Annotated in this window: 21 protein-coding genes; 16 read left to right on the top strand and 5 right to left on the bottom strand. The window is 74.0% G+C overall.

Going from position 1 to position 22,371, the window contains the following annotated elements; all coding sequences use genetic code 11:
- The first annotated feature begins 221 nt into the window (after nt 1-221).
- Nucleotides 222-1,349 (top strand): alpha/beta hydrolase, encoded by a 1,128-nt coding sequence (locus tag ACF1AL_RS22145; RefSeq protein ID WP_391661963.1) that lies wholly within the window; start codon nt 222-224, stop codon nt 1,347-1,349.
- 113 nt (nt 1,350-1,462) lie between these two features.
- Entirely contained in the window at nt 1,463-2,617 is a 1,155-nt protein-coding gene (locus tag ACF1AL_RS22140; protein ID WP_391827041.1) for a hypothetical protein, read from the top strand.
- A 669-nt stretch (nt 2,618-3,286) separates the two neighbouring features.
- On the opposite strand, the gene ACF1AL_RS22135 is transcribed toward ACF1AL_RS22140, so the two are convergent.
- Together ACF1AL_RS22135 and ACF1AL_RS22130 are read right to left on the bottom strand one after the other, a co-directional pair.
- Nucleotides 3,287-4,690, bottom strand: a complete 1,404-nt coding sequence (locus ACF1AL_RS22135; RefSeq protein ID WP_391827039.1) for a PH domain-containing protein — start codon at nt 4,688-4,690, stop codon at nt 3,287-3,289.
- The gene (locus ACF1AL_RS22130; RefSeq protein ID WP_391704584.1) at nt 4,687-5,109 is read right to left on the bottom strand and encodes a PH domain-containing protein; all 423 of its coding nucleotides are present in this window, start codon (nt 5,107-5,109) and stop codon (nt 4,687-4,689) included. Before ACF1AL_RS22130 ends, ACF1AL_RS22135 begins: the two co-directional genes overlap by 4 nt.
- A gap of 250 nt (nt 5,110-5,359) precedes the next feature.
- Between ACF1AL_RS22130 and ACF1AL_RS22125 the strand changes: the two genes are divergently transcribed.
- Nucleotides 5,360-6,511 (top strand): NADH-quinone oxidoreductase subunit D, encoded by a 1,152-nt coding sequence (locus tag ACF1AL_RS22125; protein ID WP_391704392.1) that lies wholly within the window; start codon nt 5,360-5,362, stop codon nt 6,509-6,511.
- Between the two features lie 85 nt (nt 6,512-6,596).
- On the opposite strand, the gene ACF1AL_RS22120 is transcribed toward ACF1AL_RS22125, so the two are convergent.
- Entirely contained in the window at nt 6,597-7,547 is a 951-nt protein-coding gene (locus ACF1AL_RS22120; RefSeq protein WP_391827271.1) for an SAM-dependent methyltransferase, read from the bottom strand.
- Nucleotides 7,548-7,764: 217 nt separating this feature from the next.
- Here ACF1AL_RS22120 and ACF1AL_RS22115 point away from each other — a divergent pair, with 217 nt between their 5' ends.
- The 3 genes from ACF1AL_RS22115 (at nt 7,765) to ACF1AL_RS22105 (ending at nt 10,378) form a co-directional block, all read left to right on the top strand.
- Nucleotides 7,765-8,967, top strand: coding sequence for a sensor histidine kinase (locus tag ACF1AL_RS22115; protein ID WP_366840594.1), 1,203 nt, complete (start codon nt 7,765-7,767; stop codon nt 8,965-8,967).
- Between the two features lie 73 nt (nt 8,968-9,040).
- Complete coding sequence (locus ACF1AL_RS22110; RefSeq protein ID WP_366840593.1) at nt 9,041-9,712, top strand: response regulator transcription factor; 672 nt, start codon at nt 9,041-9,043, stop codon at nt 9,710-9,712.
- A 33-nt stretch (nt 9,713-9,745) separates the two neighbouring features.
- On the top strand, nt 9,746-10,378 hold the full coding sequence (locus ACF1AL_RS22105; protein WP_391827037.1) for an AAA family ATPase: 633 nt from the start codon (nt 9,746-9,748) through the stop codon (nt 10,376-10,378).
- A gap of 106 nt (nt 10,379-10,484) precedes the next feature.
- Here ACF1AL_RS22105 and ACF1AL_RS22100 read toward each other — a convergent pair whose 3' ends face one another.
- Entirely contained in the window at nt 10,485-11,591 is a 1,107-nt protein-coding gene (locus ACF1AL_RS22100; protein WP_391827035.1) for a DUF5937 family protein, read from the bottom strand.
- Nucleotides 11,592-11,757: 166 nt separating this feature from the next.
- Here ACF1AL_RS22100 and ACF1AL_RS22095 point away from each other — a divergent pair, with 166 nt between their 5' ends.
- Nucleotides 11,758-11,982, top strand: coding sequence for a hypothetical protein (locus tag ACF1AL_RS22095; RefSeq protein ID WP_391827033.1), 225 nt, complete (start codon nt 11,758-11,760; stop codon nt 11,980-11,982).
- Between the two features lie 166 nt (nt 11,983-12,148).
- On the opposite strand, the gene ACF1AL_RS22090 is transcribed toward ACF1AL_RS22095, so the two are convergent.
- On the bottom strand, nt 12,149-13,384 hold the full coding sequence (locus tag ACF1AL_RS22090) for a threonine aldolase family protein (protein WP_391827031.1): 1,236 nt from the start codon (nt 13,382-13,384) through the stop codon (nt 12,149-12,151).
- A gap of 253 nt (nt 13,385-13,637) precedes the next feature.
- Here ACF1AL_RS22090 and ACF1AL_RS22085 point away from each other — a divergent pair, with 253 nt between their 5' ends.
- From ACF1AL_RS22085 to ACF1AL_RS22045, 9 genes are all read left to right on the top strand, one after another.
- Nucleotides 13,638-14,582, top strand: coding sequence for a DUF2520 domain-containing protein (locus ACF1AL_RS22085; protein WP_366840589.1), 945 nt, complete (start codon nt 13,638-13,640; stop codon nt 14,580-14,582).
- On the top strand, nt 14,579-15,571 hold the full coding sequence (gene panC, locus ACF1AL_RS22080) for a pantoate--beta-alanine ligase (protein ID WP_391827029.1): 993 nt from the start codon (nt 14,579-14,581) through the stop codon (nt 15,569-15,571). Before ACF1AL_RS22085 ends, panC begins: the two co-directional genes overlap by 4 nt.
- Nucleotides 15,568-17,301: an L-aspartate oxidase gene (locus tag ACF1AL_RS22075; protein ID WP_366840587.1), complete on the top strand. Its 1,734-nt coding sequence runs from the start codon at nt 15,568-15,570 to the stop codon at nt 17,299-17,301. The genes panC and ACF1AL_RS22075 overlap by 4 nt, the downstream gene beginning before the upstream one ends.
- Before the next feature lie 5 nt (nt 17,302-17,306).
- Nucleotides 17,307-18,284 (top strand): carboxylating nicotinate-nucleotide diphosphorylase, encoded by a 978-nt coding sequence (gene nadC / locus ACF1AL_RS22070; RefSeq protein WP_384214110.1) that lies wholly within the window; start codon nt 17,307-17,309, stop codon nt 18,282-18,284.
- 9 nt (nt 18,285-18,293) lie between these two features.
- Nucleotides 18,294-19,091 (top strand): type III pantothenate kinase, encoded by a 798-nt coding sequence (locus ACF1AL_RS22065; RefSeq protein ID WP_366840585.1) that lies wholly within the window; start codon nt 18,294-18,296, stop codon nt 19,089-19,091.
- Nucleotides 19,092-19,379: 288 nt separating this feature from the next.
- On the top strand, nt 19,380-20,018 hold the full coding sequence (locus ACF1AL_RS22060; protein WP_391827269.1) for a hypothetical protein: 639 nt from the start codon (nt 19,380-19,382) through the stop codon (nt 20,016-20,018).
- Nucleotides 20,019-20,667: 649 nt separating this feature from the next.
- Nucleotides 20,668-20,847 (top strand): hypothetical protein, encoded by a 180-nt coding sequence (locus ACF1AL_RS22055; protein WP_384214109.1) that lies wholly within the window; start codon nt 20,668-20,670, stop codon nt 20,845-20,847.
- A gap of 211 nt (nt 20,848-21,058) precedes the next feature.
- The gene (locus tag ACF1AL_RS22050) at nt 21,059-21,598 is read left to right on the top strand and encodes a BlaI/MecI/CopY family transcriptional regulator (RefSeq protein ID WP_391827027.1); all 540 of its coding nucleotides are present in this window, start codon (nt 21,059-21,061) and stop codon (nt 21,596-21,598) included.
- A 9-nt stretch (nt 21,599-21,607) separates the two neighbouring features.
- Nucleotides 21,608-22,141, top strand: a complete 534-nt coding sequence (locus tag ACF1AL_RS22045; protein ID WP_391704373.1) for an amino-acid N-acetyltransferase — start codon at nt 21,608-21,610, stop codon at nt 22,139-22,141.
- The last annotated feature ends 230 nt before the right edge of the window (nt 22,142-22,371 follow it).

Below are 22,371 nucleotides of genomic sequence, written 5' to 3'. Positions count from 1 at the left end.
TGACAGACATCGCATCCCGTAGTTCTGCGAGAGACCTTGAACCCGGTGCCGTATCGGGCATCCGGCGACATTGCGTCCTCTAGGACGGTGTCTTGCGGGGAGAGGTTCACTCACCCCGTCAAAGCCGGTTCAAAGGCCGAGGAAAGTCCGGGGCAAGCCCGTGCGAAGGAAGTGCGGGGAGTGCGCCGGTCATGGACGGAAAGCGCAGGCAGGAACACCCCATGGGTCTCACGAGCAAGAAGGTGCTGTTGCTGGCGATCGTGGTCGCCGCGGTGCTGTTCGTCGGCACGGTGTGGCTGTGGCCGCGCCTGTCGCGCCGCAACTGGCGTGCGGTCACGGGGCGGGTCGGGCTCCTGCTCGTCACCCAGGTGACGCTGTTCGCCTGCGTGGGCCTCGCGGCGAACCGTTCCTTCGGCTTCTACGCCAGCTGGGCCGACCTCTTCGGCCAGGAGAACGGCCAGGGCGTGGTCGTCGACCACAACGCGCACGGCCCCGACGGCGGACCGCTGCAGGTGCTCGACACCCGCAAGGTGAGCAAGGCCGGCGGCGCCCGGCCGGACATCGGCGGGCAGATCCAGAAGATCGCCCTCACCGGCCCCACGACCCACATCGCCACGCCCGCGTACGTCTACCTGCCGCCGGAGTACTTCCAGAAGCAGTACGCCACGCGCACGTTCCCCGCGGCCGTCGTCCTGACCGGCTACCCGGGCACGGCGGAGGCGCTGGTGGACAAGCTGCACTACCCGCGCACCGCGCGCGACCTCGCCCAGCAGGGCCGGATGCAGCCGATGATCCTGGTGATGATGCGGCCGACGGTCGCCCCGCCGCGCGACACCGAGTGCGTGGACGTCCCCGGCGGCCCGCAGACGGAGACGTTCTTCGCCAAGGACCTGCCCGAGGCGGTGGCCGGGCACTACCGGGTGAACCGCAAGCCCGGTTCCTGGGGCGTCATAGGCGACTCCACCGGCGGCTACTGCGCGCTGAAGTTCGCCCTGCACCACCCGAGTGTGTACGCCGCGGCCGTGGGCCTGTCCCCCTATTACAAGGCGCCGATCGACCCCACGACGGGCGACCTCTTCCACGGCGACAAGCAGCTGCGCAACCACGCGGACCTGATGTGGTTCGTCAAGCACATGCCGGCGGCGGACACCTCACTGCTCGTCACCAGCAGCAAGGTGGGGGAGAACAACTACAAGAGCACCGTGAAGTTCATCGACGCGGTGAAGGCGACGGGCCGCACGCGCGTGTCGTCGATCATCCTCGACAGCGGCGGCCACAACTTCAACACCTGGCGGCGTGAGATCCCCGAGGCCCTGGCCTGGCTCAGCGGGCGGCTCACGGCGGGCTGAGCACGGCCCTTGTGCCCCTTGGGTTTTGCTGATGCCCCGTGAACCCTTGCCCATGGCTTTGTTTTTACGGGGCGGGGCTTCACGATTCGCCTACGCGCGGTAAGTTTCTGGCCATGCCACGTGGACGTCACCGCCATTCCCCGCCCTTGCACAGGCTGCTGCCACCGTCGGCGATCGCAGGCGTCTCCGTCGTCTGCGCCCTAGGCCCCTGGGTGTTCTCGGAAGCCGCGGTGCTGCGCGTCGTGGCCGGGGCCGGCGCGGTGACCGCCGTCCTCGGCGCGTTCGTCATGCGGCGCTGGGACATCCAGGCGGGCAAGCAGGTGGCCGAGCTCACGCGCGCGCGTGCCAGCGACGAGTGGCGGCACGAGGAGCGGGTCGCCGAACTGGAGACCGACCTCGAGGAGTCGCGCGAACTGCGCGCCAAGCTGGAGCAGCGGCTGCGCGCCAAGCGCACCGAACTGGCGGGCCTGCGCAACGAACACGCGGCCCTGCTGCGCCGGTACGCCACGGCGGAGACGGAACGCGCGAGCGCGCTGGAGGGGCGGCGCCGGCTGGAGCTGGAGGCGGCGGCCCCGAGTCGCGAACTGCTGCCGGCGGCACGCAAGAACGAGGACGCGGCGGACGCGGCGGACACGGCGGTCGCCACGGACGTCGCGGGCACCGAGGACGAGCCGACGGCCCCGGCGGTCTTCTCCCGCGAGGGCGCGCGGCTCTTCCAGGCGGCGAACACGGCGCTGGTGCGGCTGGCCAAGGACGCGTCCGGGGACACGGCCAAGGACACGTCCCAGGACACCGGCACGGATGCGCCGGCGCCGGACGCGGCGCGGGAGGACGAGGCCGCGGGGAAGCCCGGGGCGGCCGACGGGCGCGAGCACGCGGCCGCCGCCTCCGAGCCGGCGGCGGGCCGGGTGGACGACGGCGCCGAGACGCCGTCCGGTCACCGGTCCGGCGGGCACTTCACCGTGCCGACGGCCGTCGCCGTCGTCCCGCCGGCTCCGCCGGTGCGACGGCCCACCGCCGAGGGGGGCTTCGACTTCTTCGGTACGAAGACGTCGCCGACGCCGGACGCGCTGGAGGCCGTCCAGAACGAGGACCTCGCGGATGTCGTGGGGGCGGAGGCGCTGGCGCTGCACAAGGCGGAGGCGGAGGCGGCGGCGTTCAAACCCGCCGACGCGGAGGCTCCGCGGGCGGGTCAGGTCATCGACCTGACGGCCCACGACGAAACGGAACAGATCAACATAGAAAACCTCCGCACGGCGGCCTCCTGACGCCCCGGCACGTTGCGCCTCGCGGCGCGGTGGCTTGGGGTGCGGTGCCCTGCGGTGCCTTGTGCCCCGGGGTGCGGTGAACGCCGTGGGGTGCGGTGCCCTGCGGTGCGTGACGCCCGGCGACTTCGGTGACCGCCGTGGGGTGCGCGGCCCGGCGGTGCGGGGTGCCGCTGCGCCCACCCGTGCCGCCCCTAGCGGCACGACTGCCCGCAGCTACGGCGGATCGGATGCCCGCAGCTACGGAGGCAGGTAGCGGCGACGGCCTGCAGTCGCCGACGGCGGGGAGGGGACGTGGTGGGGGGTGTCCGCCCGCAGCGGACGGCATTGCCTTCGGGTGCCGTCTTGAACTGACGTAGGGCCGTACCGAGGACGGACACCCCCCACCGCGGCCCCGACTCACCCACCGGCCGTAGGCGCTACATCAGCCCCCACCGGACCCGCGCGGGCCGCCGCAGGCATTTCAGGGGCGCGGGGAACTGCGCGACAAGCCACGACGGACCCGCACCCGGTGACGAAACCGCACCCACCCGCACAGCCGCCGCAGGCACCCGCACCCGGTGACGAAACCGCCCCCACCCGCACAGCCGCCGCAGGCACCCGCACCCGGTGACGAAACCGCACCCACCCGCACAGCCGCCGCAGGCACCCGCAGACGAGCGACGACCCCCGTCAGCCCCCCACCATCCACCGATCCCGCACAGCCCCCCGCCGTCCCGTCCGGGACCGCTCCGCCTGCCCCCGCAGCAGCTCCTCCGCCTCCCCGGCCCCCCGCAACCGCGCCGTCACCGTCTTGTCCGCCCCCGTGTCCACATGCACATCCGCCAGCCCCCACACCCGCTCCCACGGCCCCTGCGTCACCCGCACGCTCTGCACCTTCGCGTGCGGCACCAGCGCGACCTGCCGCCGCAGCAACCCCCGCCGCGCCGCGAACACCGCCCCGGTGACCGCGACCCCGTACCCCCGCCACCACACCGGCACGCACCACCGCGCCCCCCGCGCCGGCGGCCGCGCGAAAGACGACAGTCCCGGCACCACCACCGGCAGCACGGGCCCGTTCGCCGTCTCGGCGACCTCCCGCGGAGCGATCGGCACGACCACACCCGGCAGCACCCGCCCGATCACCGCCTCGGCGACCTCCCGCGGAGCGACCGGGACGAGCACGGAGTTCGACGACCCGGCCACGTCGAGCTCCACCCGCACCCATCCCCGCCGCCGCCACAGCAGCGGCTGGACGATCCGTACCGTCTGCACCCGCCCCGGCGGCACCGTCTCGTGGCTGCGGTCCAGCAAGCCCCGGTCGATCCGCAGCCCGTCCGGCGACTCGCCGACCGTCCAGTCGTACTCCGCGACGAACCGCCCGACGCTGCTCGCCCCCGCCGTACCCAGCAGCGGCGCCGCCGTCGCGATGACCGTCCACAGGCTGTGGGTGGCCAGCCACAGCACCGGCGGCACGACGAGCGCGGCGATCAGCGAACCCCAGGTCGCGCCCGTCAGCACCAGGGAGAGCGCGAGCACCCGCGGCGGCACCCGCAGCAGCTCGCGCGCCGGCGCCTCCCCGACCTCGTGCGCCGCCTCCGGCGCGAACCCGGCGGCGCGCGCCAGCAGCTCCGCGCGCAGCGCACGCGCCTCACGCTCGCCCAGGAACGCCAGCTCGTCCTTCTTCTCCGCGCCCACCACGTCCAGCCGCAGCTTCGCCACCCCCGCGATCCGCGCGAGCAGCGGCTGCGTGACGTCGATCGCCTGGACGCGTTCCAGCCGGATGTGCGCGGTCCGCCGGAACAGCAGCCCGGTCCGGATGCGCAGCTCGGTGTCGGTCACCGAGAAGTGCGTGAACCACCAGGTCAAAAGGCCGTAGAGGGCGGCCGCCGGGACGATCACGGCGAGGCCCAGCAGCAGCGTCGTGGTGGTCAGCCGGGCCAGCTGCCGCTGCGCCTGGTCGGGGTCGTGCACGGCCCAGCCGACGATCACGGCGATCGGCGCCCAGGCGCGCCGCAGCGGCGTCACCGGGTGCAGCCGCCGTTCGCCCACGGCCCGTTGCTCCGCCACGCCGCCGGTGGCCTCCGGCGCCGTCACAGCCCGGCCGATCGGGCCTCGCCCAGCTCGGTGAGCCGGTCGCGCAGCCGTTCCGCCTCGGCCGGGTCCAGCCCCGGGATGGTCGCGTCGGTCGCCGCGGCAGCGGTGTGCAGCTGGACGCTGGCCAGCCCGAAGTGCCGTTCCACGGGCCCGGAGGTGACCTCCACCAGCTGCATGCGCCCGTACGGCACGACGGTCTGCTCACGCCACAGCACGCCCCGGCTGATCAGCAGGTCGTCGGCGCGCTCGGCGTAGCGCCAGGAGCGCCAGTTGCGGCCGATCAGCACCCAGCCCCAGGCCATCAGCGCGAGCGGCAGCAGCGCGAACGCCGCCCAGGCCGGCCCGGCGAGCAGCCCGAGCAGCAGGCCGCCGGCCAGGGCGATCAGCCCCAGCCACACCACCAGCAACAGCCGCCGCATCCGCAGCAGCCCCGGCGGCAGCGCCCGCCACACCGGCTCCCCGGCCGATTCGGCAGCCTGCTCCCCGCCCTGCCCGGCCGCCTGCTCCCCGCCCTGCCCGGCCGTCTGCCGAACGCCCTGCCCGGCCGTCTGCGCGACAAGCGGCTCCGCCGCCCCCGCCGCCCCCGTCGTCCCCACGTCCTGCGCGCCCCGCCGGTCCTGCGGGCTCCCCGTTTCCATACGGCCAGCGTACGTAGGAGAGACTGTGTCCATGACTCCTACGACGGAGACCATGGTCGGGATCGGCGGCGCCGCGGAGAGCACCGACATGGTGCTCAACATCGGGCCCCAGCACCCGTCGACGCACGGCGTGCTGCGGCTGAAGCTCGTGCTGGACGGCGAGCGCATCCAGCGCGCGGAGCCGGTGATCGGCTATATGCACCGCGGCGCGGAGAAGCTCTTCGAGGCGCGCGACTACCGCCAGATCATCGTGCTGGCCAACCGCCACGACTGGCTGTCGGCGTTCTCCAACGAGCTCGGCGTGGTCCTCGCCGTCGAGCGGATGCTCGGCATGGAGGTGCCCGAGCGGGCGGTGTGGACGCGCACGCTGCTCGCGGAGCTGAACCGGGTGCTCAACCACCTGATGTTCCTCGGCTCCTACCCGCTGGAGCTGGGCGGGATCACCCCCGTCTTCTACGCGTTCCGCGAGCGCGAGGTGCTGCAGAACGTCATGGAGGAGGTCTCCGGCGGGCGCATGCACTACATGTTCAACCGGGTCGGCGGCCTCAAGGAGGACCTGCCGGCGGGCTGGACCGCACGCGCGCGTGCCGCGGTGGCCGCCGTGCGCTCCCGGATGGACGTCTTCGACGACCTCGTCCTCGGCAACGAGATCTTCCGCGGCCGCACCCGCGACGTGGGCACCCTCGCGCCGGAGGCCGTGCACGCGTACGGCGTGAGCGGCCCCATCGCGCGCGCCTCCGGCGTCGACTTCGACCTGCGCCGCGACGAGCCCTACCTCGCCTACGGGGAGCTGCAGGACACGCTGAAGGTGGTCACCCGCACCGAGGGCGACTGCCTGGCCCGCTTCGAGTGCCTGCTGGAGCAGACCCACAACGCGCTCGACCTGGCCGACGCCTGCCTGGACCGGCTCGGCGAGCTGGCGCCGGGCCCGATCAACCAGCGGCTGCCGAAGGTCCTGAAGGCGCCCGAGGGGCACACGTACGCGTGGACCGAGAACCCGCTCGGGATCAACGGCTACTACCTCGTCAGCAAGGGGGAGAAGACGCCGTACCGGCTCAAGCTGCGCTCGGCGTCCTACAACAACATCCAGGCCCTGACCGAGCTGCTGCCGGGCACGCTGGTCGCGGACATGGTGGCGATCCTGGGCTCGATGTTCTTCGTGGTCGGCGACATCGACAAGTAACCGCGACCAGCAACCGGCCGCCCGCCGGCTCCCCGGCGGCCCGCCGGCTCCCCGGACGCCCGCCGGCTCCCCGGCGATCAGGCGCTCATACGCCGTCCAGGGCGCCGTCCAGGGGATCGGCGATCCCCACCGGCTGCACCAGCCACCCGAAGTCGCCCAGGCCGCCCGGCGCCGTCAGTTCCGCCGCCTCGCCCGCGCTCGCGAGGGCGCGCACGTACCCGGCGGGGTCGGTGGCGGCGAGCGTCAGCGGGGGGCGCGCGCCGGTGATGCCGAGGGCGCGCAGGGCGTCCCGCTGGCGGAGCACGCGCCCGCCCGGCAGGGCGCACGCGTCCAGCGCCACGTGCGCCGTGATGTCGCACGACCCGTCCGGCACGGGCGCCGTCTCGCGCCCCTCGCGAAAGCCCGTCAGCGTGCCGAAGAGCGGCCGCGTGGCCGCCGTATGGGCGTAGTCGACGGCGACCGCGAGGCCGCGGGTGACACGTCCGGCCGCGGCCGCCCACGCCTCGTCCCGGGGCCGCCCGATCTCCGCGCGCAGCCCCGGCTCCCCGGCCAGCGGCCACCACCGGGCCAGCCAGGCCGCGTCCGCCCCCGTCACCGGCTCGCCCAGCTGTTCGGTGCCGTCCGGCTGTACGAGCACCCGGCGGGCGATGCCCTCGGCGTCCACCTCGGCGACGTCCACGGGCACGTTGTCCAGCCACTCGTTGGCGAGCAGCAGCCCGGTGATCTCCCGTGGCGGTTCGGCCCGCCACTCGATCCGGTGGTCGAGCCCGTCGGGACGGCCGGCGATCTCGACGGCGCACACACGCGTGCGGGCCGCCACCTCGGCGGGCAGCGCGGCCGGCACCCCGGCGGCCAGCTCGCCGCGCCCGGCGGCCATGTCCACGAAGTCCAGCACGTCCGGCCGGCCGAGCGCCTCGTCCACCCGGACCAGCAGTGCGGCCACGGCCCGCGCGAAGAGCGGCGAGGCGTGCACGGACGTACGGAAGTGCCCGGCCGGCCCCTCCGGCCTGCGGTAGAACCCGTGCGCGCCGTACAGCGCGTCCTCGGTCGCGGCCCGCCACCCGCGTCGGCCGTCCGTCTCGTCCGCGCCCGCGGCCCGCCGGTCGTGCGTGCCGTCCGTCGTCTCCTCGCCCACGCGCCCAGACTAGGCGCACAGGTGATCACCGCCTCCACCTTGGGGAGTACGCCCGCCGGGCGGGGATCGGCCCTCCGGTTGACCCCTGCACCTATCTCGTTTGCCTACGCTGGGTTACGTGCAGCGGCTCTACGACTTCCTCCGCAGACACCCGGTCGGTGTCGACGCCTTCTGGGCCGTCGTCCTGTTCGGGCTCTCGCTCGTGTCCGCGGCGGCCGACCACGCGACCCGGGGCACCCACGCCCCGGCGCTGGTCGTACCGGTGGCGCTGCTGCTGTGCCTGGTGGTCGCCCTGCGGCGGCGCATGCCGGAGAAGATGCTGCTGCTGGCCCTCGCGCTCGGCGTGGCGCAGCTCGCGCTGGACGTCGAGACGATGCCCGCGGACTTCGCGATGCTGGTGATCGTCTACACGGTCGCCGCGACCGGCGCCCGCTGGGCCTCCCGGCTCGCCCTGGCGACGGGCCTGAGCGCGGCGTCCGTGGCCCAGCTGCGCTGGCCCCACACGGACGCGAGCGTCGCCGGGAACGTGGCCGTGGTGGTGTTCCAGACGGTGCCCTTCGCGCTGGCCTGGGTGCTCGGCGACTCGATACGCACGCGGCGCGCCTACTACGCCCAGCTGGAGGAGCGCGCCGCCCGCCTGGAGAAGGAGCGCGAGGCGCAGGCGAAGGTCGCCGTCGCCGCCGAGCGCGCCCGCATCGCGCGCGAGCTGCACGACGTCGTCGCGCACAACGTCTCCGTGATGGTCGTCCAGGCCGACGGCGCCGCCTACGTCCTGGACGCCGCCCCCGACCAGGCCAAGAAGGCCCTGGAGACGATCTCCTCCACCGGCCGGCAGGCCCTCGCCGAGATGCGCCGGCTGCTCGGCGTGCTGCGCACCGGCGAGCCCCAGGAGGGCGGCGAGTACGTCCCGCAGCCCGACGTGCAGCAGATCGAGGACCTGGTCGAGCAGTGCCGTACCTCCGGACTGCCCGTCGACTTCAAGGTCGAGGGCACGCCGCGCCCGCTGCCCAGCGGCGTCGAACTGACCGCGTACCGGATCGTGCAGGAGGCGCTCACCAACACGCGCAAGCACGGCGGGCCCAACGCGGGCGCCAGCGTGCGCCTGGTGTACTTCGACGACGGGCTCGGCCTGCTCGTCGAGGACGACGGCAAGGGCGCCCCGCACGAGCTGTACGAGGAGGGCGGCATCGACGGCCGGGGCCACGGCCTGATCGGCATGCGCGAGCGGGTCGGCATGGTCGGCGGCACCCTGGACGCGGGCCCGCGCCCCGGCGGAGGATTCCGCATCAGCGCCCTCCTGCCGCTGAAACCGGCGCACTGACACCCGACGCGCGCCCCGCCGCACGGCGCGGCGCCCCCGCACGACCCGCTGACCCACGAACGGAAGAGGCCCGATGACGATCCGCGTGATGCTCGTCGACGACCAGGTGCTGCTGCGCACCGGGTTCCGGATGGTGCTCGCCGCCCAGCCGGACATGGAGGTCGTCGCGGAGGCGGGTGACGGTGTCGAGGCCCTGCAGGTGCTGCGCGCGACGGCCGTCGACGTCGTCCTGATGGACGTCCGCATGCCGAAGCTGGACGGCGTGGAGACCACCCGCCGCATCTGCTCCGAGCCCGACCCGCCCAAGGTGCTGATCCTGACCACCTTCGACCTGGACGAGTACGCCTTCTCCGGGCTGAAGGCGGGTGCCTCCGGCTTCATGCTCAAGGACGTGCCGCCCGGCGACCTGCTCGCCGCGATCCGAGCCGTGCACAGCGGTGACGCCGTCGTCGCGCCCTCCACCACGCGTCGGCTGCTGGACCGGTTCGCGCCGATGCTGCCGTCCGCCGGGCAGGAACCGCAGGCCAAGGAGCTGGAGCGGCTCACCGAACGCGAGCGCGAGGTGATGGTGCTCGTCGCCCAGGGCCTGTCCAACGGCGAGATCGCCGCCCGGCTGGTGCTCTCCGAGGCCACCGTGAAGACACACGTGGGCCGCATCCTGACCAAGCTGGGGCTGCGCGACCGGGTGCAGGTGGTGGTGCTGGCGTACGAGACGGGGCTGGTGCGGGCCGGCGGACACGGCTGACCCGCCGCTGCCGCGCCGGTAGGGTGTCGGGCCATGCTCCTGTGGATCAACGGCCCCTTCGGGGGCGGCAAGACACAGACTGCACACGAGATACGGCGCCGGCTGCCCGGCAGCGTCATCTGCGACCCCGAGCACGCCGGCTTCGGCCTGCACCGCATGCTGCCGCCCGAACTGCGAGGAGACTTCCAGGACTTGGCGGCCTGGAGGCAGGGTGTGGTGGAGGTGCTCGACCTCGCGCTGACCAAGCACGACGGCGTGGTGATCGCGCCCATGACCGTCACCGACTCCGGCCACTTCGCCGAGACGGTCGGTCGCCTGCGCGAACTGGGGCACGACGTACGGCACTTCACGCTGCTCGCGGAGCGGGAGACCGTGCTGAAGCGGCTGCGGGAGCGCGGCTTCGGCCGGCTGCTGCGGTTCGCCGCTGGGAAGAACGCCGGGCTGCGCCGCGAGAGCTGGGCGGTGCGGCAGCTGGATCACTGCCTGGAGCGGCTGCGCGAGCCGGAGTTCGCCGAGCACCTGTGGACCGACCACACCACGGTCCCGAAGACCGCCGACCGTATCGCCGTCCTGGCCGGACTCACCCTCACCCCGAACACCGAGGGACGCGTCCGCACCCGCCTGCGCCAGACGGCGGTGGGCCTGCGCCACATCCGCTTCGACTGACCCGGCGGACGGGCAGCCCTCTGTGCGAGCGTCCCTTCCGGTGACCCGGCGGACGGACTGCCTCCTGCGCGAGCGTCCCTTCCAATGATCCGGCGGACGGGTGCGCCTACCGGAGGATTCCCTCCAGGAAGTCGCTGCCCAGCCGGGCCACCACCGTCACGTCCAGCTGGTGCAGGACGTACCGCCCGCGCCGCCGTGTCGTGATGAGTCCCGCCTTCTTCAGCACCCCGAGGTGCCGCGATATCTCCGGCGGCGACATCCCGTGCACGCGCGCGAGCTCTCCCGTGGTGTACGCGCTGCGGGCCAGATGCCGGCAGATGCGCATGCGCACGGGGTGGGACAGGGCGGTCATCCGCAGGGTGAGCTGCTCCACCGACGGCGGCGCGGCCAGTTCGGGGGAGCCGACGGGGTAGTGCAGCAGGGGCTGCCAGCCGTAGCGGTGCAGGACGTTCAGGTGCGGCCAGCCCAGGCTGGTCGGGACCAGCAGCAGACCGCCGCCCGCGGTGACCGTGAGCCCCTGCGCCAGCTTGTCCACGAGGATGTGCCCGCTCTCCTCGTCGAGCCGCGCCGCGGGCGAGACCGCGGTGAGGGCCTCCGCCAGGCCCTTGCGCCGCAGCAGGTCCGTCTTGTGCCGGGCGTCGGCCGCCAGCTGGTGGCGCAGCCGGGCCCAGACGTCGGCGAAGAACGCCTCCTCGCAGTCCTCCAGGAACCGCCGCAGCCAGGCCCGGACGCTGGGCGGGTCGTCCAGCAGCCGCCGGGTGAACCGCACCTGCCGGGGTCCCCGGGAGGCGGCCACCTCCAGGGCGCGGCAGCGCACCGCGCGATCGCTCAGGATGCCCGCCGGCGGTGTCGCGGTCACGGGCGTGCATGTGAACTCCAGCGCCGCGTCCACGAACTGCTCGTCCGTCAGCTTGTCCAGCAGGTCGAGGTCCTCGGCGAGCGTCGCCCCGGGCAGGGTGCTGCGGCCCGGGATGCCGGCGAACGGCAGGAACAGGTCGGAGAACGTCGTCCGCCACAGGAAGTCGGCCTCGCACATCCGGTCGGCCAGATGCGGGTCGAGCCCGGCCGTCACCCCGGTCACCCAGCCCTGCAGGCCCGGGTGGTGCCCCGGTTCGGACAGCGCGTGCAGCGCCATGCCGAGCTCGGCCAGCGCGGACGGCACGACGGCCACCTGCTCGGGCCGCAGCCCCGTGATGTCGATGCGGACGCTCATGACCCCATGGTGCATCCCGCCACTGACAGCGCCCGCGTCGATTGACGGCCGACGTCAATCGACGGGACGCGGCCCCGCCGGCGGGCGCAGTCTGAGGTCACCGGGGCCGCCGCGGAGCCTTCCGGAACCGACCTGTTCCCTTCCCGTCCCGACGAGGCGATCCGCCATGAGCATCACCCAGCAGTACCTTCTCGACAGCCACCGCGCCCGGCAGCACGGCGAGCCCGCGCCGCCCGCGCCGGGGATCGGCGACGCGCGGGCCGTGCGCGCCCTGCGCGACTACGTCCGCTTCCGCGCGGTCGTCGCCGGCCGCCCGGCCCACGGACGCCTGCGGCGGCACCTGCGACACGCACTGTCCGGCCTGCGACGCCACGCGCGGGTGGGTCTGTGACGGTACGACGGCACGTACGCGTGGGCGTGTGACGCTGCGACGGCACGCAGGCGTGGGCGTGTGACGCTGCGACGGCACGTACGCGTGGGTCTGTGACGCTACGACGCTACGCACGCGTGAGCTCGTGTCGCCACGCACGGCTCAGCCGCCCGACCCCCCGCGGACGTCAGCCGGCGACCGCCCGCAGCCGCGTGACGAAGTCGCCCACCGCCGCGCGTACGTCGTCCGCGGTCCACCCCAGGCCCGCGCGGCCCACGGTGACCTCGGTGAACGCGAGCCCGGGACCACTTCGGTCCCACGGCCCCTGGAAGAGCAGCGTCCCGGTGTCCTCGCCCTGGCGCACCGCCGCCTCGGCGAGGACATCGGGGTCGTACGGCAGCCAGACCTGGAACTGGTGGGTGTGTGGCACCTCGGGGTGGACGCGCGCCCACCCCACGCCCGCCTCGGCGAACCCCTCGCGCAGCGCGGCGGCGACCATGCGCGCGTGCGCCACGTACTCGGGCAGCCGGGGCAGCTCCCATTCGAGGCCGGCGAGCGCGGACAGCACGGTCGGGAACTGCTGGAAGACCATGCCGCCGTACCGGTGCCGCCAGGTCTTCGCCTCCTCGACCAGCGTCGACGGGCCGGCCAGGGCCGCGCCGCCGAAGCCGTCGAGGGACTTGTAGAACGACACGTAGACGCTGTCCGCCAGGCCGGCGATCTCGTCCAGCGGGCGGCCGAGGTGGACCGTGGACTCCCACAGGCGCGCGCCGTCGAAGTGCACCACCGCGTCGCGCTCGCGCGCCGCCTCCACGACCTCGGTGAGCTCCTCCCAGGTCGGCAGCACGAACCCGGCGTCCCGCAGCGGCAGCTCCAGCATCAGCGCCCCGAACGGCTCGGGGAAGTCGCGTACCTCCTGCGCCGTCGGCAGCCGGGGCTCGCTCGTCAGCCGGACCGGCCGCAGGCCGCTGACCGCGGTGAACGCGCCGCCCTCGTGGACCTCGGGATGGGCCAGCGCGTGCAGCGCGACGGTGGCGTTGCCGGTACGGCCCGCCCAGCAGCGCAGCGCGACCTGCTGCGCCATCGTGCCGGTCGGGAAGAAGGCGGCGGCCTCCGTGCCGAGCAGTGCGGCGACCCGGCGCTCCAGCACCTCGACGAGGCCGTCGCCGTACAGGTCGGCGCGCTCGTCGAGGTCGTACAGCTCGGAGGCCCTGTCCAGGACCGCGAGGCGCTCGCGCAGGGTGGCCAGGAGCCCGGGGCGCCAGAGCACCCGCCGCGCGCCCTGGTACGCGCCAATGCGCCGCTCGCGCATCCGCTTGCGCCGCTCCTCGGCCGACGGCTCCTCCACCGCCCCCGCACCGGACACGTCCTGTCCCGTGTCGGCTTCCGTCTGCCCCGCGTCCTGATCCGCCACATCGCTCATGCGCGCGATCATGCCGTGCCCGCGATCCGGCGGGCACCCGCATTTCGACCGGCCGCGCTTCGACCGGCCGCGCTTCGACCGGCCGCGCTTCGTCCGGCCGTGCTTCGACCCGGGCGGCCCCCGCGAGCGCCCTCCGCGAGCGTGGCGTAACCCACAGCCTGTGGAGGGCCGGACGCCCCCGGACCCGATAGCGTTAACATGACGAGAAATCGTCCGGTACCCGGAGCGGACTGGAACGGAAGGCCGCCGTCGCGTGAGTACAAGCCAACAGCCAGATCCCAGGGACCGCCCCGCGCGGCTCACCGTCGGCGTCGTCGGCGCCGGACGCGTCGGGCCCGCGCTCGCCGCCTCCCTGCAGCTCGCCGGGCACCGCCCGGTCGCCGTCTCCGGGGTCTCGGACGCCTCCCGGCGGCGCGCCGCGCTGCTGCTGCCCGACGTGCCGCTCGTGCCGCCCGCTGAGGTCCTCCAGCGCGCCGACCTGGTGCTGCTCACCGTCCCCGACGACACCCTGCCCGGCCTCGTCGCCGGCCTCGCCGAGACCGGCGCCGTCCGCCCCGGCCAGCTGCTCGTGCACACCTCCGGGCGGTACGGCGCGAAGGTGCTCGACCCGGCGCTGCGCGCGGGCGCGCTGCCGCTGGCCCTGCACCCGGCGATGACCTTCACCGGCACTCCGGTGGACGTGCAGCGCCTGGCGGGCTGCTCGTTCGGCGTCACCGCGCCCGAGGAGCTGCGGCTGGCCGCCGAGGCCCTGGTGATCGAGATGGGCGGCGAACCGGAGTGGATCGCCGAGGAGATGCGCCCGCTCTACCATGCGGCACTGGCCCTGGGCGCCAACCACCTGGTCACACTGGTCGCCCAGTCCATGGAGCTGCTGCGCGCCGCGGGCGTCGAGGCGCCCGACCGCATGCTCGGCCCGCTGCTGGGCGCCGCCCTCGACAACGCCCTGCGCTCCGGCGACGCCGCGCTGACCGGCCCCGTCGCGCGCGGGGACGCCGGCACGGTCGCCGCCCACGTCGAACAGCTGCGCAAGCACGCCCCGCAGACCGTCGCCGGCTACCTGGCGATGGCCCGCGCCACCGCCGACCGGGCGCTCGCCCACGGCCTGCTCAAGCCGGAACTCGCCGAGGACCTCCTCGGGGTACTCGCCACCGGGACCGCCACGGACGGGACCGACGGCAACGAAGGGGACGCCCGATGACCATCACCCTGCTGCGTACCGCCGGTGAGCTCCACGCACGCACGCGTGCGGGCCGTCGCGCCGTCGTGATGACCATGGGCGCCCTGCACGAGGGTCACGCCACGCTCATCCGCACCGCGCGCGAGATCGCCGGCGCCGAGGGCGAGGTCGTCGTCACGGTCTTCGTCAACCCGCTGCAGTTCGGTGCGGGAGAGGACCTCGACCGCTACCCGCGCACCCTGGACGCCGACCTGAAGGTCGCCGAGCAGGCCGGCGCCGACGCCGTCTTCGCGCCGTCCGTCGACGAGGTCTACCCCGGGGGCGAGCCGCAGGTCCGGGTCAGCGCCGGCCCCATGGGGGAGCGCCTCGAAGGCGCCTCGCGGCCCGGCCACTTCGACGGCATGCTCACCGTCGTCGCCAAGCTGCTGCACCTCACCCGCCCCGACGTCGCCCTGTACGGCCAGAAGGACGCCCAGCAGCTCGCCCTGATCCGGCGCATGGTCCGCGACCTGAACTTCGGCGTCGAGATCGTCGGCGTGCCCACCGTCCGCGAGGACGACGGGCTGGCCCTCTCCAGCCGCAACCGCTACCTCTCGCCGCAGGAGCGGCACACCGCGCTCGCGCTGTCCCAGGCCCTGTTCGCGGGCCGCGACCGGCACGCCGCCCAGGAGGCGCTGCGCGCCCGCGCGCGTGAGGTGCCCGCCACGCAGGCGCGTGCGGAGGCGCTCAGCGCCCTCGGCGAGTCCCGCGCCGCCGCCGACGCGCACGCCGTCGCCACCGCCGCCCCGGGCGGCCCGGCCGCCGTCCGCGCCGCCGCGCGGGCCGTCCTCGACGAGGCCTCCCGGCTGGACCCGCCGCTGGAACTGGACTACCTCGCGCTCGTCGACCCCGACGACTTCACCGAGATCAGGGACGACTTCACCGGCGAGGCCGTCCTCGCCGTCGCCGCCCGAGTCGGCTCGACCCGGCTGATCGACAACCTTCCTCTCACCTTCGGAGCCGCCTCGTGACCAGCACAGGCATACGACTGCACGCGCCCGCACCCGGGTGGTCCATCGACGCGGACGTGGTGGTCGTCGGCTCCGGCGTCGCCGGCCTGACCGCCGCCCTGCGCTGCCAGGCCGCCGGCCTGACCACGGTCGTCGTCACCAAGGCCCGCCTGGACGACGGCTCCACCCGCTGGGCGCAGGGCGGCATCGCCGCCGCCCTCGGCGACGGCGACACCCCCGAACAGCACCTTGAGGACACCCTCGTGGCCGGTGTCGGCCTGTGCGACGAGGAGGCCGTGCGCGTCCTGGTCACCGAGGGCCCGCACGCCGTGCGGCGGCTCATCGCGACCGGCGCCCACTTCGACGCGTCCGCCGAGGGCAGCCTGGAGCTCACCCGCGAGGGCGGCCACCACCGGCGCCGTATCGTCCACGCGGGCGGCGACGCGACCGGCGCGGAGGTCTCCCGGGCCCTGGTCGAGGCGGTACGCGCGCGTGGGCTGCGCACCATCGAGAACGCGCTCGTGCTGGACCTTCTCACGGACGCCGACGGCCGCACCGCGGGCGTCACGCTCCACGTGATGGGCGAGGGCCAGCACGACGGTGTCGGCGCCGTGCACGCGCCCGCGGTCGTGCTCGCCACCGGCGGCATGGGCCAGGTGTTCTCCGCGACCACCAACCCGTCGGTGTCCACCGGCGACGGCGTGGCGCTCGCCCTGCGCGCGGGCGCGGAGGTCTCCGACCTGGAGTTCATGCAGTTCCACCCGACCGTGCTCTTCCTCGGGCCCGAGGCCGAGGGGCAGCAGCCGCTGATCTCCGAGGCGGTGCGCGGCGAGGGCGCCCACCTGGTCGACGCCGACGGCGTGCGCTTCATGGTCGGCCAGCACGAACTGGCCGAGCTCGCGCCCCGCGACATCGTCGCCAAGGGCATCCTGCGCCGCATGCTGGAGCAGGACGCCGAGCACATGTTCCTCGACGCCCGGCACTTCGGCGCCGAGATGTGGGAGAACCGCTTCCCGACCATCCTCGCGGCCTGTCGCGCCCACGGCATCGACCCCGTGCACGAGCCGATCCCGATCGCCCCGGCCGCCCACTACGCCTCCGGCGGCGTGCGCACCGACTCCCACGGCCGCACCACCGTCGCCGGCCTGTACGCGTGCGGCGAGGTCGCCTGCACCGGCGTGCACGGCGCGAACCGGCTCGCCTCCAACTCCCTGCTGGAGGGCCTGGTCTACGCCGAGCGGATCGCCGACGACATCGTCGCGCAGCACGCCGGCGACGCCCTGCACGCGCGCGTGCCCGAGCCGGTGCCCCACCCGGACACGCCCGCGCACCCGCTGCTCGCCCCCGAGACCCGGTTCGCGATCCAGCGGATCACCACCGAGGGCGCCGGCGTGCTGCGCTCCGCCGCATCCCTCGCCAAGGCCGCCGACGAGCTGGAGCGGCTGCACACCGAGGCCCGCGACGCGCTGCAGGACAACGGCAAGACCGCCGAGCCCGGCGTCGACTCCTGGGAGGCCACCAACCTCCTGTGCGTGGCCCGTGTCCTGGTCGCCGCCGCCCAGCGGCGCGAGGAGACCCGCGGCTGCCACTGGCGCGAGGACCGCACCGAGCGCGACGACGCCCACTGGCGCCGCCACATCGTCGTACGGCTGAACCCGGACCGCACCCTGGACGTGCACACCACGGACACCGCCGACTTCCCCCCGACCCGCCCCGAGGCCCCCGCGGCCCGGCCCTCCCAGGAGCAGTGACCCACGTGACCGATCAGGACCTTCCCCTCGCCTCCGACGGCGGCTGCGGCGACGGCTGCGCCTGCGGCGCAGAAGCCGACGAGGAGTACCTGGAGTGCGGTCTGGACCCCGCGCTCGCCCAGCTCCTGGCCGACGCCGGACTCGACCCCGTCGAGGTCGAGGACATCGCCAACGTCGCCATCCAGGAGGACCTGGACCACGGCGTGGACGTGACGACCGTCGCGACGATCCCCGAGGACGCCGTCGCCACGGCCGACTTCACCGCGCGCGAGGCGGGCGTCGCGGCCGGCCTCCGGGTCGCCGAGGCGGTCATCTCCGTCGTGTGCACCGACGAGTTCGAGGTCGAGCGGCACGTCGAGGACGGCGACCGCGTCGAGGCCGGGCAGAAGCTGCTGTCGGTCACCACGCGCACGCGCGACCTGCTCACCGCCGAGCGCAGCGCCCTGAACATCCTGTGCCGCCTGTCCGGCATCGCCACCGCCACGCGCGCGTGGGCGGACGCGCTGGAGGGCACCAAGACACGCGTGCGGGACACCCGCAAGACGACGCCGGGCCTGCGCTCGCTGGAGAAGTACGCGGTGCGCTGCGGCGGCGGCGTCAACCACCGCATGTCGCTGTCCGACGCGGCCCTGGTCAAGGACAACCACGTCGTCGCCGCGGGCGGTGTCGCGCAGGCCTTCAAGGCCGTACGGGAGGCCTTCCCGGAGGTGCCGATCGAGGTCGAGGTCGACACGCTGCACCAGCTGCGCGAGGTCGTCGACGCCGGCGCCGACCTGATCCTGCTGGACAACTTCACGCCCACCGAGTGCGCCGAGGCCGTCGGGATCGTCGGCGGGCGGGCGCTGCTGGAGGCCTCCGGCCGGCTGACGCTCGGCAACGCGCGCGCGTACGCCGAGACCGGCGTGGACTACCTGGCCGTGGGCGCGCTGACCCACTCCTCGCCGATCCTCGACATCGGCCTGGACCTGCGCGAGGCGGAGTAGGGGCCGGCCATGCTGCTGACGATCGACGTAGGCAACACGCACACCGTCCTGGGGCTGTTCGACGGCGAGGAGATCGTCGAGCACTGGCGCATCTCCACGGACGCCCGCCGCACCGCGGACGAGCTGGCGGTCCTCCTGCAGGGCCTGATGGGCATGCACCCGCTGCTCGGCGACGACCTGGGCGACGGCATCGACGGCATCGCCATCTGCGCGACCGTCCCGTCGGTGCTCCACGAACTGCGCGAGGTCACCCGCCGCTACTACGGCGACGTCCCCGCGGTCCTCGTCGAGCCCGGCGTGAAGACGGGCGTGCCGATCCTCTTCGACAACCCGAAGGAGGTCGGCGCCGACCGCATCATCAACGCCGTCGCGGCCAACGAGCTGTACGGCGGCCCGGCGATCGTCGTCGACTTCGGTACGGCGACGACCTTCGACGCGGTCTCCGCGCGCGGGGAGTACGTCGGCGGCGTCATCGCGCCCGGTATCGAGATCTCCGTCGAGGCGCTGGGTGTGCGGGCGGCGATGCTGCGCAAGATCGAGGTCGCCCGGCCGCGCAGCGTGATCGGCAAGAACACGGTCGAGGCGATGCAGGCCGGCATCGTCTACGGCTTCGCGGGCCAGGTCGACGGCGTGGTCAGCCGCATGGCCCGGGAACTCGCCGACGACCCCGAGGACGTCACGGTCATCGCCACGGGCGGCCTGGCCCCCATGGTCCTCGGCGAGTCCTCCGCCATCGACGAGCACGAGCCCTGGCTGACCCTGATCGGCCTCCGCCTGGTGTACGAGCGGAACGTGTCCCGGATGTGACGGGGCGGCGGGCAGCGCTTCCGGGGCGCTGCGGTGCCGGTGTGCGAGGGCCGCTGCCGCCGCCGGGTGCGGCTCGGGCGGGCGGACGCGGAGCGGGAAGCCCCAAGGACGCGCAGGGCCCCGCACCGCACCGCCCGGTGCCGTGGTGGCGGCCTCCTTGCGTCCGGCGTGTGGTGCGTAGGGGACCACCTGGGTGGCTCCCTGCGCCACGCCCGTGTGAAGTGTCTGGTTTGTCTGATTAGCGCGTATGGTCGCCGCATGCCCACGCCATACGGATCCCGCGGCGGCATGGCGTTCGGCGTGGAGGAGCTGCGTGTGCTCCGCCGCGCTCTCGCCCTCGCCCTGAACCCCGCCCCCGCCTCGGCCGAGGACGTCCAGGACTGTCTCCGCCTCGCCGAGTCCCTCGACGAGGCGATGCGCGAGGGCGCCCGGCTGCGCGCCTTCCTCGTGGCCGACCTCGGCCGCTACCGCGCGGCGCTCCCGGGGACCGCGGCCGGTTACCTCACGCTGCTCGACGAGGCGCTGGGCGCCGGATACCGGCCCGACCCCGACGACCTGGCCGCCCTGCGCGCCCTGCGCGGCAACCCCGTCGCCGCCGCGCTGCTCGACCGCTGCCAGACGATGGCCGAGCAGGACGTCCGGGCCCGTCTCGCACGCGGTGCGGCGGCGCGCGGCACCGCCACCGCGGTCCCGCCGACCGTCCCGGCGAGCCGCACACGCCTGACGGCGCTGCCCGGCGGTCTCGCGGCGGAGGAGGAGCGCGCCGCCGACGACCGCCCGGAGAAGCAGCCGTCCCCGAAGCCGGGCCCCGCCCAGCAGCCGTCCCCCGCCCCGTCCCGCCCCATCCCCACCCCCGGCGAGGTCTTCCCCCGCCGCAAGCCGGCCGCGTCCCCCACGAAGCCGCCCCAGCAACTGGCAGCCGGCTGACGACTCCGTAGTCCGGGACGGGCCCGTCCCTCTCCTGGCCCGTCCCGGCCCGTCCGGTCCGGCCCGGGCAGAGTCCTCCCTGTTGCCGGCCCCGCCCGGGCGGTGCCGCCCCACCCCATCGGCGGCTCCGCAGTACTCCCGGCCCCGCCCTGTCGCCGGCCCCTCCCGGGCCGAGCCGCCCTGCACGGCCCGGGCCTCTCGGGTCCCGACGAGGGCCCGTCGGCGTATCGAATCCGGCGGGCGGCCCTATCAGCCATCTCCGCCAAAGGTGGCGGCGCCTCCGGGCACCCACCTGGCCCGGCGGGTGCCCGGACGGACTAAGCGCATCGCCCGCTTCCGGCCCGCCCCGGCCGCCAGGCATGGCCCGGGCCGGCCCCATGGCGCCGGATCGCCTCCGTCCCTGGAGCGACCAGCTGCCCGTCCGGCCGCCGGTACGGCCCCTCCAGGGCGCGTGCCGCCCGTCCCCAGCCTCGCGGGCCCGCCCGTGCCCTCCCGCCCCCGGCTGAGACCCCGCAGTGGCCCGACGCCACTCCCGTATGCCCCGCTCTCCCTCTTCGAGGCCCCCAACCCCCGGAGGGCCCCGCCGGGCCCGGGCGAATCGGCCGACCCCGGCCGAAATCCCTCCGCGTGCGTGGCTACTCTGGGAGTCATGGACTACGTCTCCGCGCTCCTGCCCCCGCTCGTCATGGCCGTCTTCTTCGTCGGTGTGATCCGGGTGATCGTCAAGACTCAGGGCGGCGCCAACAAGGCCAAGGAGGACGCGGCCGTCGACGCCGCCCTCGCGCGTGCGGAGAGCACCCGCCAGGCCTCCACCGCAGGCGACGCCTAGGCGAGCAGGCCGAGCAGGCCGAGCCCGGCCAAGCGGGCCACCCTGCCCCGGCGCCCCCCCGCGCCGTACCCCCGCGTACGGCGCTGCACCCGCGCGTACGGCTCCCCACGCAGCCCCGCTGCCGAGCCGTACGCCCTTTTTGTTCGCTGATGTCATGAAAAGCGCACGTCCGGCACGCCATGGGCGGGATCTCCCACTATTGTGCTGAGCTGTGCCTCGCCCATTGGGAGAACTCGAAGACGCGGTCATGACGCGGGTGTGGAAGTGGAACCGCCCCGTCACGGTTCGAGAAGTCCTGGAAGATCTGCAACAGGAACGGTCGATCGCCTACACCACGGTCATGACCGTTTTGGACAATCTCCATCAGAAGGGCTGGGTGCGCCGCGAAGCGGAAGGCCGGGCCTATCGATATGAGGCGGTCTCCACCCGAGCCGCCTACGCCGCCGCCCTGATGAACGACGCCTGGTCGCAGAGCGACAACCCCGCCGCGGCTCTCGTCGCCTTCTTCGGCATGATGAGCGACGAACAGCGCCAGGCCTTGCGCGACGCCCTGCGCATCATCCGCGACGGCGGCGAGGAACCCGTCACGGAAACCACGGAAGCCCCGCGGCCCGCCGAACCGACGGAACGCACCGAACCTCAGGAACGCGCCCGAGGAACGCAACCGCCCGAAGACGCGGAAGGCGTCGGCCCGAACCCTGAAGCGGCAGAGCAGAACCCCGACTCGGCAACGCGAGGCGGCGGGCGATAGCGTCCCGGCATGTCCGCACAGAGCCCGGAACCCACCGCTAAAGCCATCACCATCCGGCGGGCGCGCACCAGCGATGTCCCCGCCGTGCGCCGACTCCTCGACGCCTACGTCCGTGACGGCATCCTGCTCGACAAAGCGATGGTGACGCTTTACGAGGACATCCAGGAGTTCTGGGTCGCGGAACGCGACGACAACGCCGAGGTGGTCGGCTGCGGCGCACTGCACGTGATGTGGGAAGACCTCGCGGAAGTACGCACTCTCGCGGTGAAGCCCGGCCTGAAGGGCGCCGGCGTCGGTCACCAGGTGCTGGAGAAGTTGCTGCAGACCGCGCGCTGGCTGGGCGTTCGCCGCGTATTCTGCCTGACCTTCGAAGTCGAGTTCTTCGGCAAGCACGGCTTCGTCGAGATCGGTGAGACCCCGGTGGACCGCGATGTCTACGCGGAGCTGCTGCGTTCCTATGACGAGGGCGTCGCGGAGTTCCTGGGTCTCGAACGAGTGAAACCGAACACCCTCGGCAACAGCCGGATGCTTCTGCATCTGTGATCGCCGGGCAACGGCCAAGGACGGTCAAGGCGTATTCCACGGCACAGCCCGTTGCCCACGTTCCCTATGTCCGAAACGCGCATGTTTCCGACCCGGGCCGCTGAGGCGGCCTCTGCCAGGGGTTTGTGTTTTTCCGGCAAAAGCGGTTTGCTTTCCGACGTACTGCAGTACTGCATATAACAGGGGCGGCGGCGAAACGGGCGGAGGCCGCGCACCCCGGGCCCTCACGT

This window comes from Streptomyces sp. NPDC014801 (assembly GCF_043082085.1).
Classification (GTDB): Bacteria; Actinomycetota; Actinomycetes; order Streptomycetales; family Streptomycetaceae; genus Streptomyces.
The sequence above is the reverse complement of the archived record's forward strand: the minus strand, read 5'-3'. Positions and strand labels throughout refer to the sequence as shown.

Excerpts from the sequence above, each read along its gene's own strand:
- ACF1AL_RS22145 (WP_391661963.1), top strand. The coding sequence starts at position 222 with ATGGGTCTCACGAGCAAGAAGGTGCTGTTGCTGGCGATCGTGGTCGCC.
- ACF1AL_RS22140 (WP_391827041.1), top strand. The coding sequence starts at position 1,463 with ATGCCACGTGGACGTCACCGCCATTCCCCGCCCTTGCACAGGCTGCTG.
- ACF1AL_RS22130 (WP_391704584.1), bottom strand. The coding sequence starts at position 5,109 with ATGCGGCGGCTGTTGCTGGTGGTGTGGCTGGGGCTGATCGCCCTGGCC.
- ACF1AL_RS22125 (WP_391704392.1), top strand. The coding sequence starts at position 5,360 with ATGACTCCTACGACGGAGACCATGGTCGGGATCGGCGGCGCCGCGGAG.
- ACF1AL_RS22110 (WP_366840593.1), top strand. The coding sequence starts at position 9,041 with ATGACGATCCGCGTGATGCTCGTCGACGACCAGGTGCTGCTGCGCACC.
- ACF1AL_RS22105 (WP_391827037.1), top strand. The coding sequence starts at position 9,746 with ATGCTCCTGTGGATCAACGGCCCCTTCGGGGGCGGCAAGACACAGACT.
- ACF1AL_RS22100 (WP_391827035.1), bottom strand. The coding sequence starts at position 11,591 with ATGAGCGTCCGCATCGACATCACGGGGCTGCGGCCCGAGCAGGTGGCC.
- ACF1AL_RS22095 (WP_391827033.1), top strand. The coding sequence starts at position 11,758 with ATGAGCATCACCCAGCAGTACCTTCTCGACAGCCACCGCGCCCGGCAG.
- ACF1AL_RS22090 (WP_391827031.1), bottom strand. The coding sequence starts at position 13,384 with ATGAGCGATGTGGCGGATCAGGACGCGGGGCAGACGGAAGCCGACACG.
- panC (WP_391827029.1), top strand. The coding sequence starts at position 14,579 with ATGACCATCACCCTGCTGCGTACCGCCGGTGAGCTCCACGCACGCACG.
- ACF1AL_RS22065 (WP_366840585.1), top strand. The coding sequence starts at position 18,294 with ATGCTGCTGACGATCGACGTAGGCAACACGCACACCGTCCTGGGGCTG.
- ACF1AL_RS22060 (WP_391827269.1), top strand. The coding sequence starts at position 19,380 with ATGGCGTTCGGCGTGGAGGAGCTGCGTGTGCTCCGCCGCGCTCTCGCC.
- ACF1AL_RS22055 (WP_384214109.1), top strand. The coding sequence starts at position 20,668 with ATGGACTACGTCTCCGCGCTCCTGCCCCCGCTCGTCATGGCCGTCTTC.
- ACF1AL_RS22045 (WP_391704373.1), top strand. The coding sequence starts at position 21,608 with ATGTCCGCACAGAGCCCGGAACCCACCGCTAAAGCCATCACCATCCGG.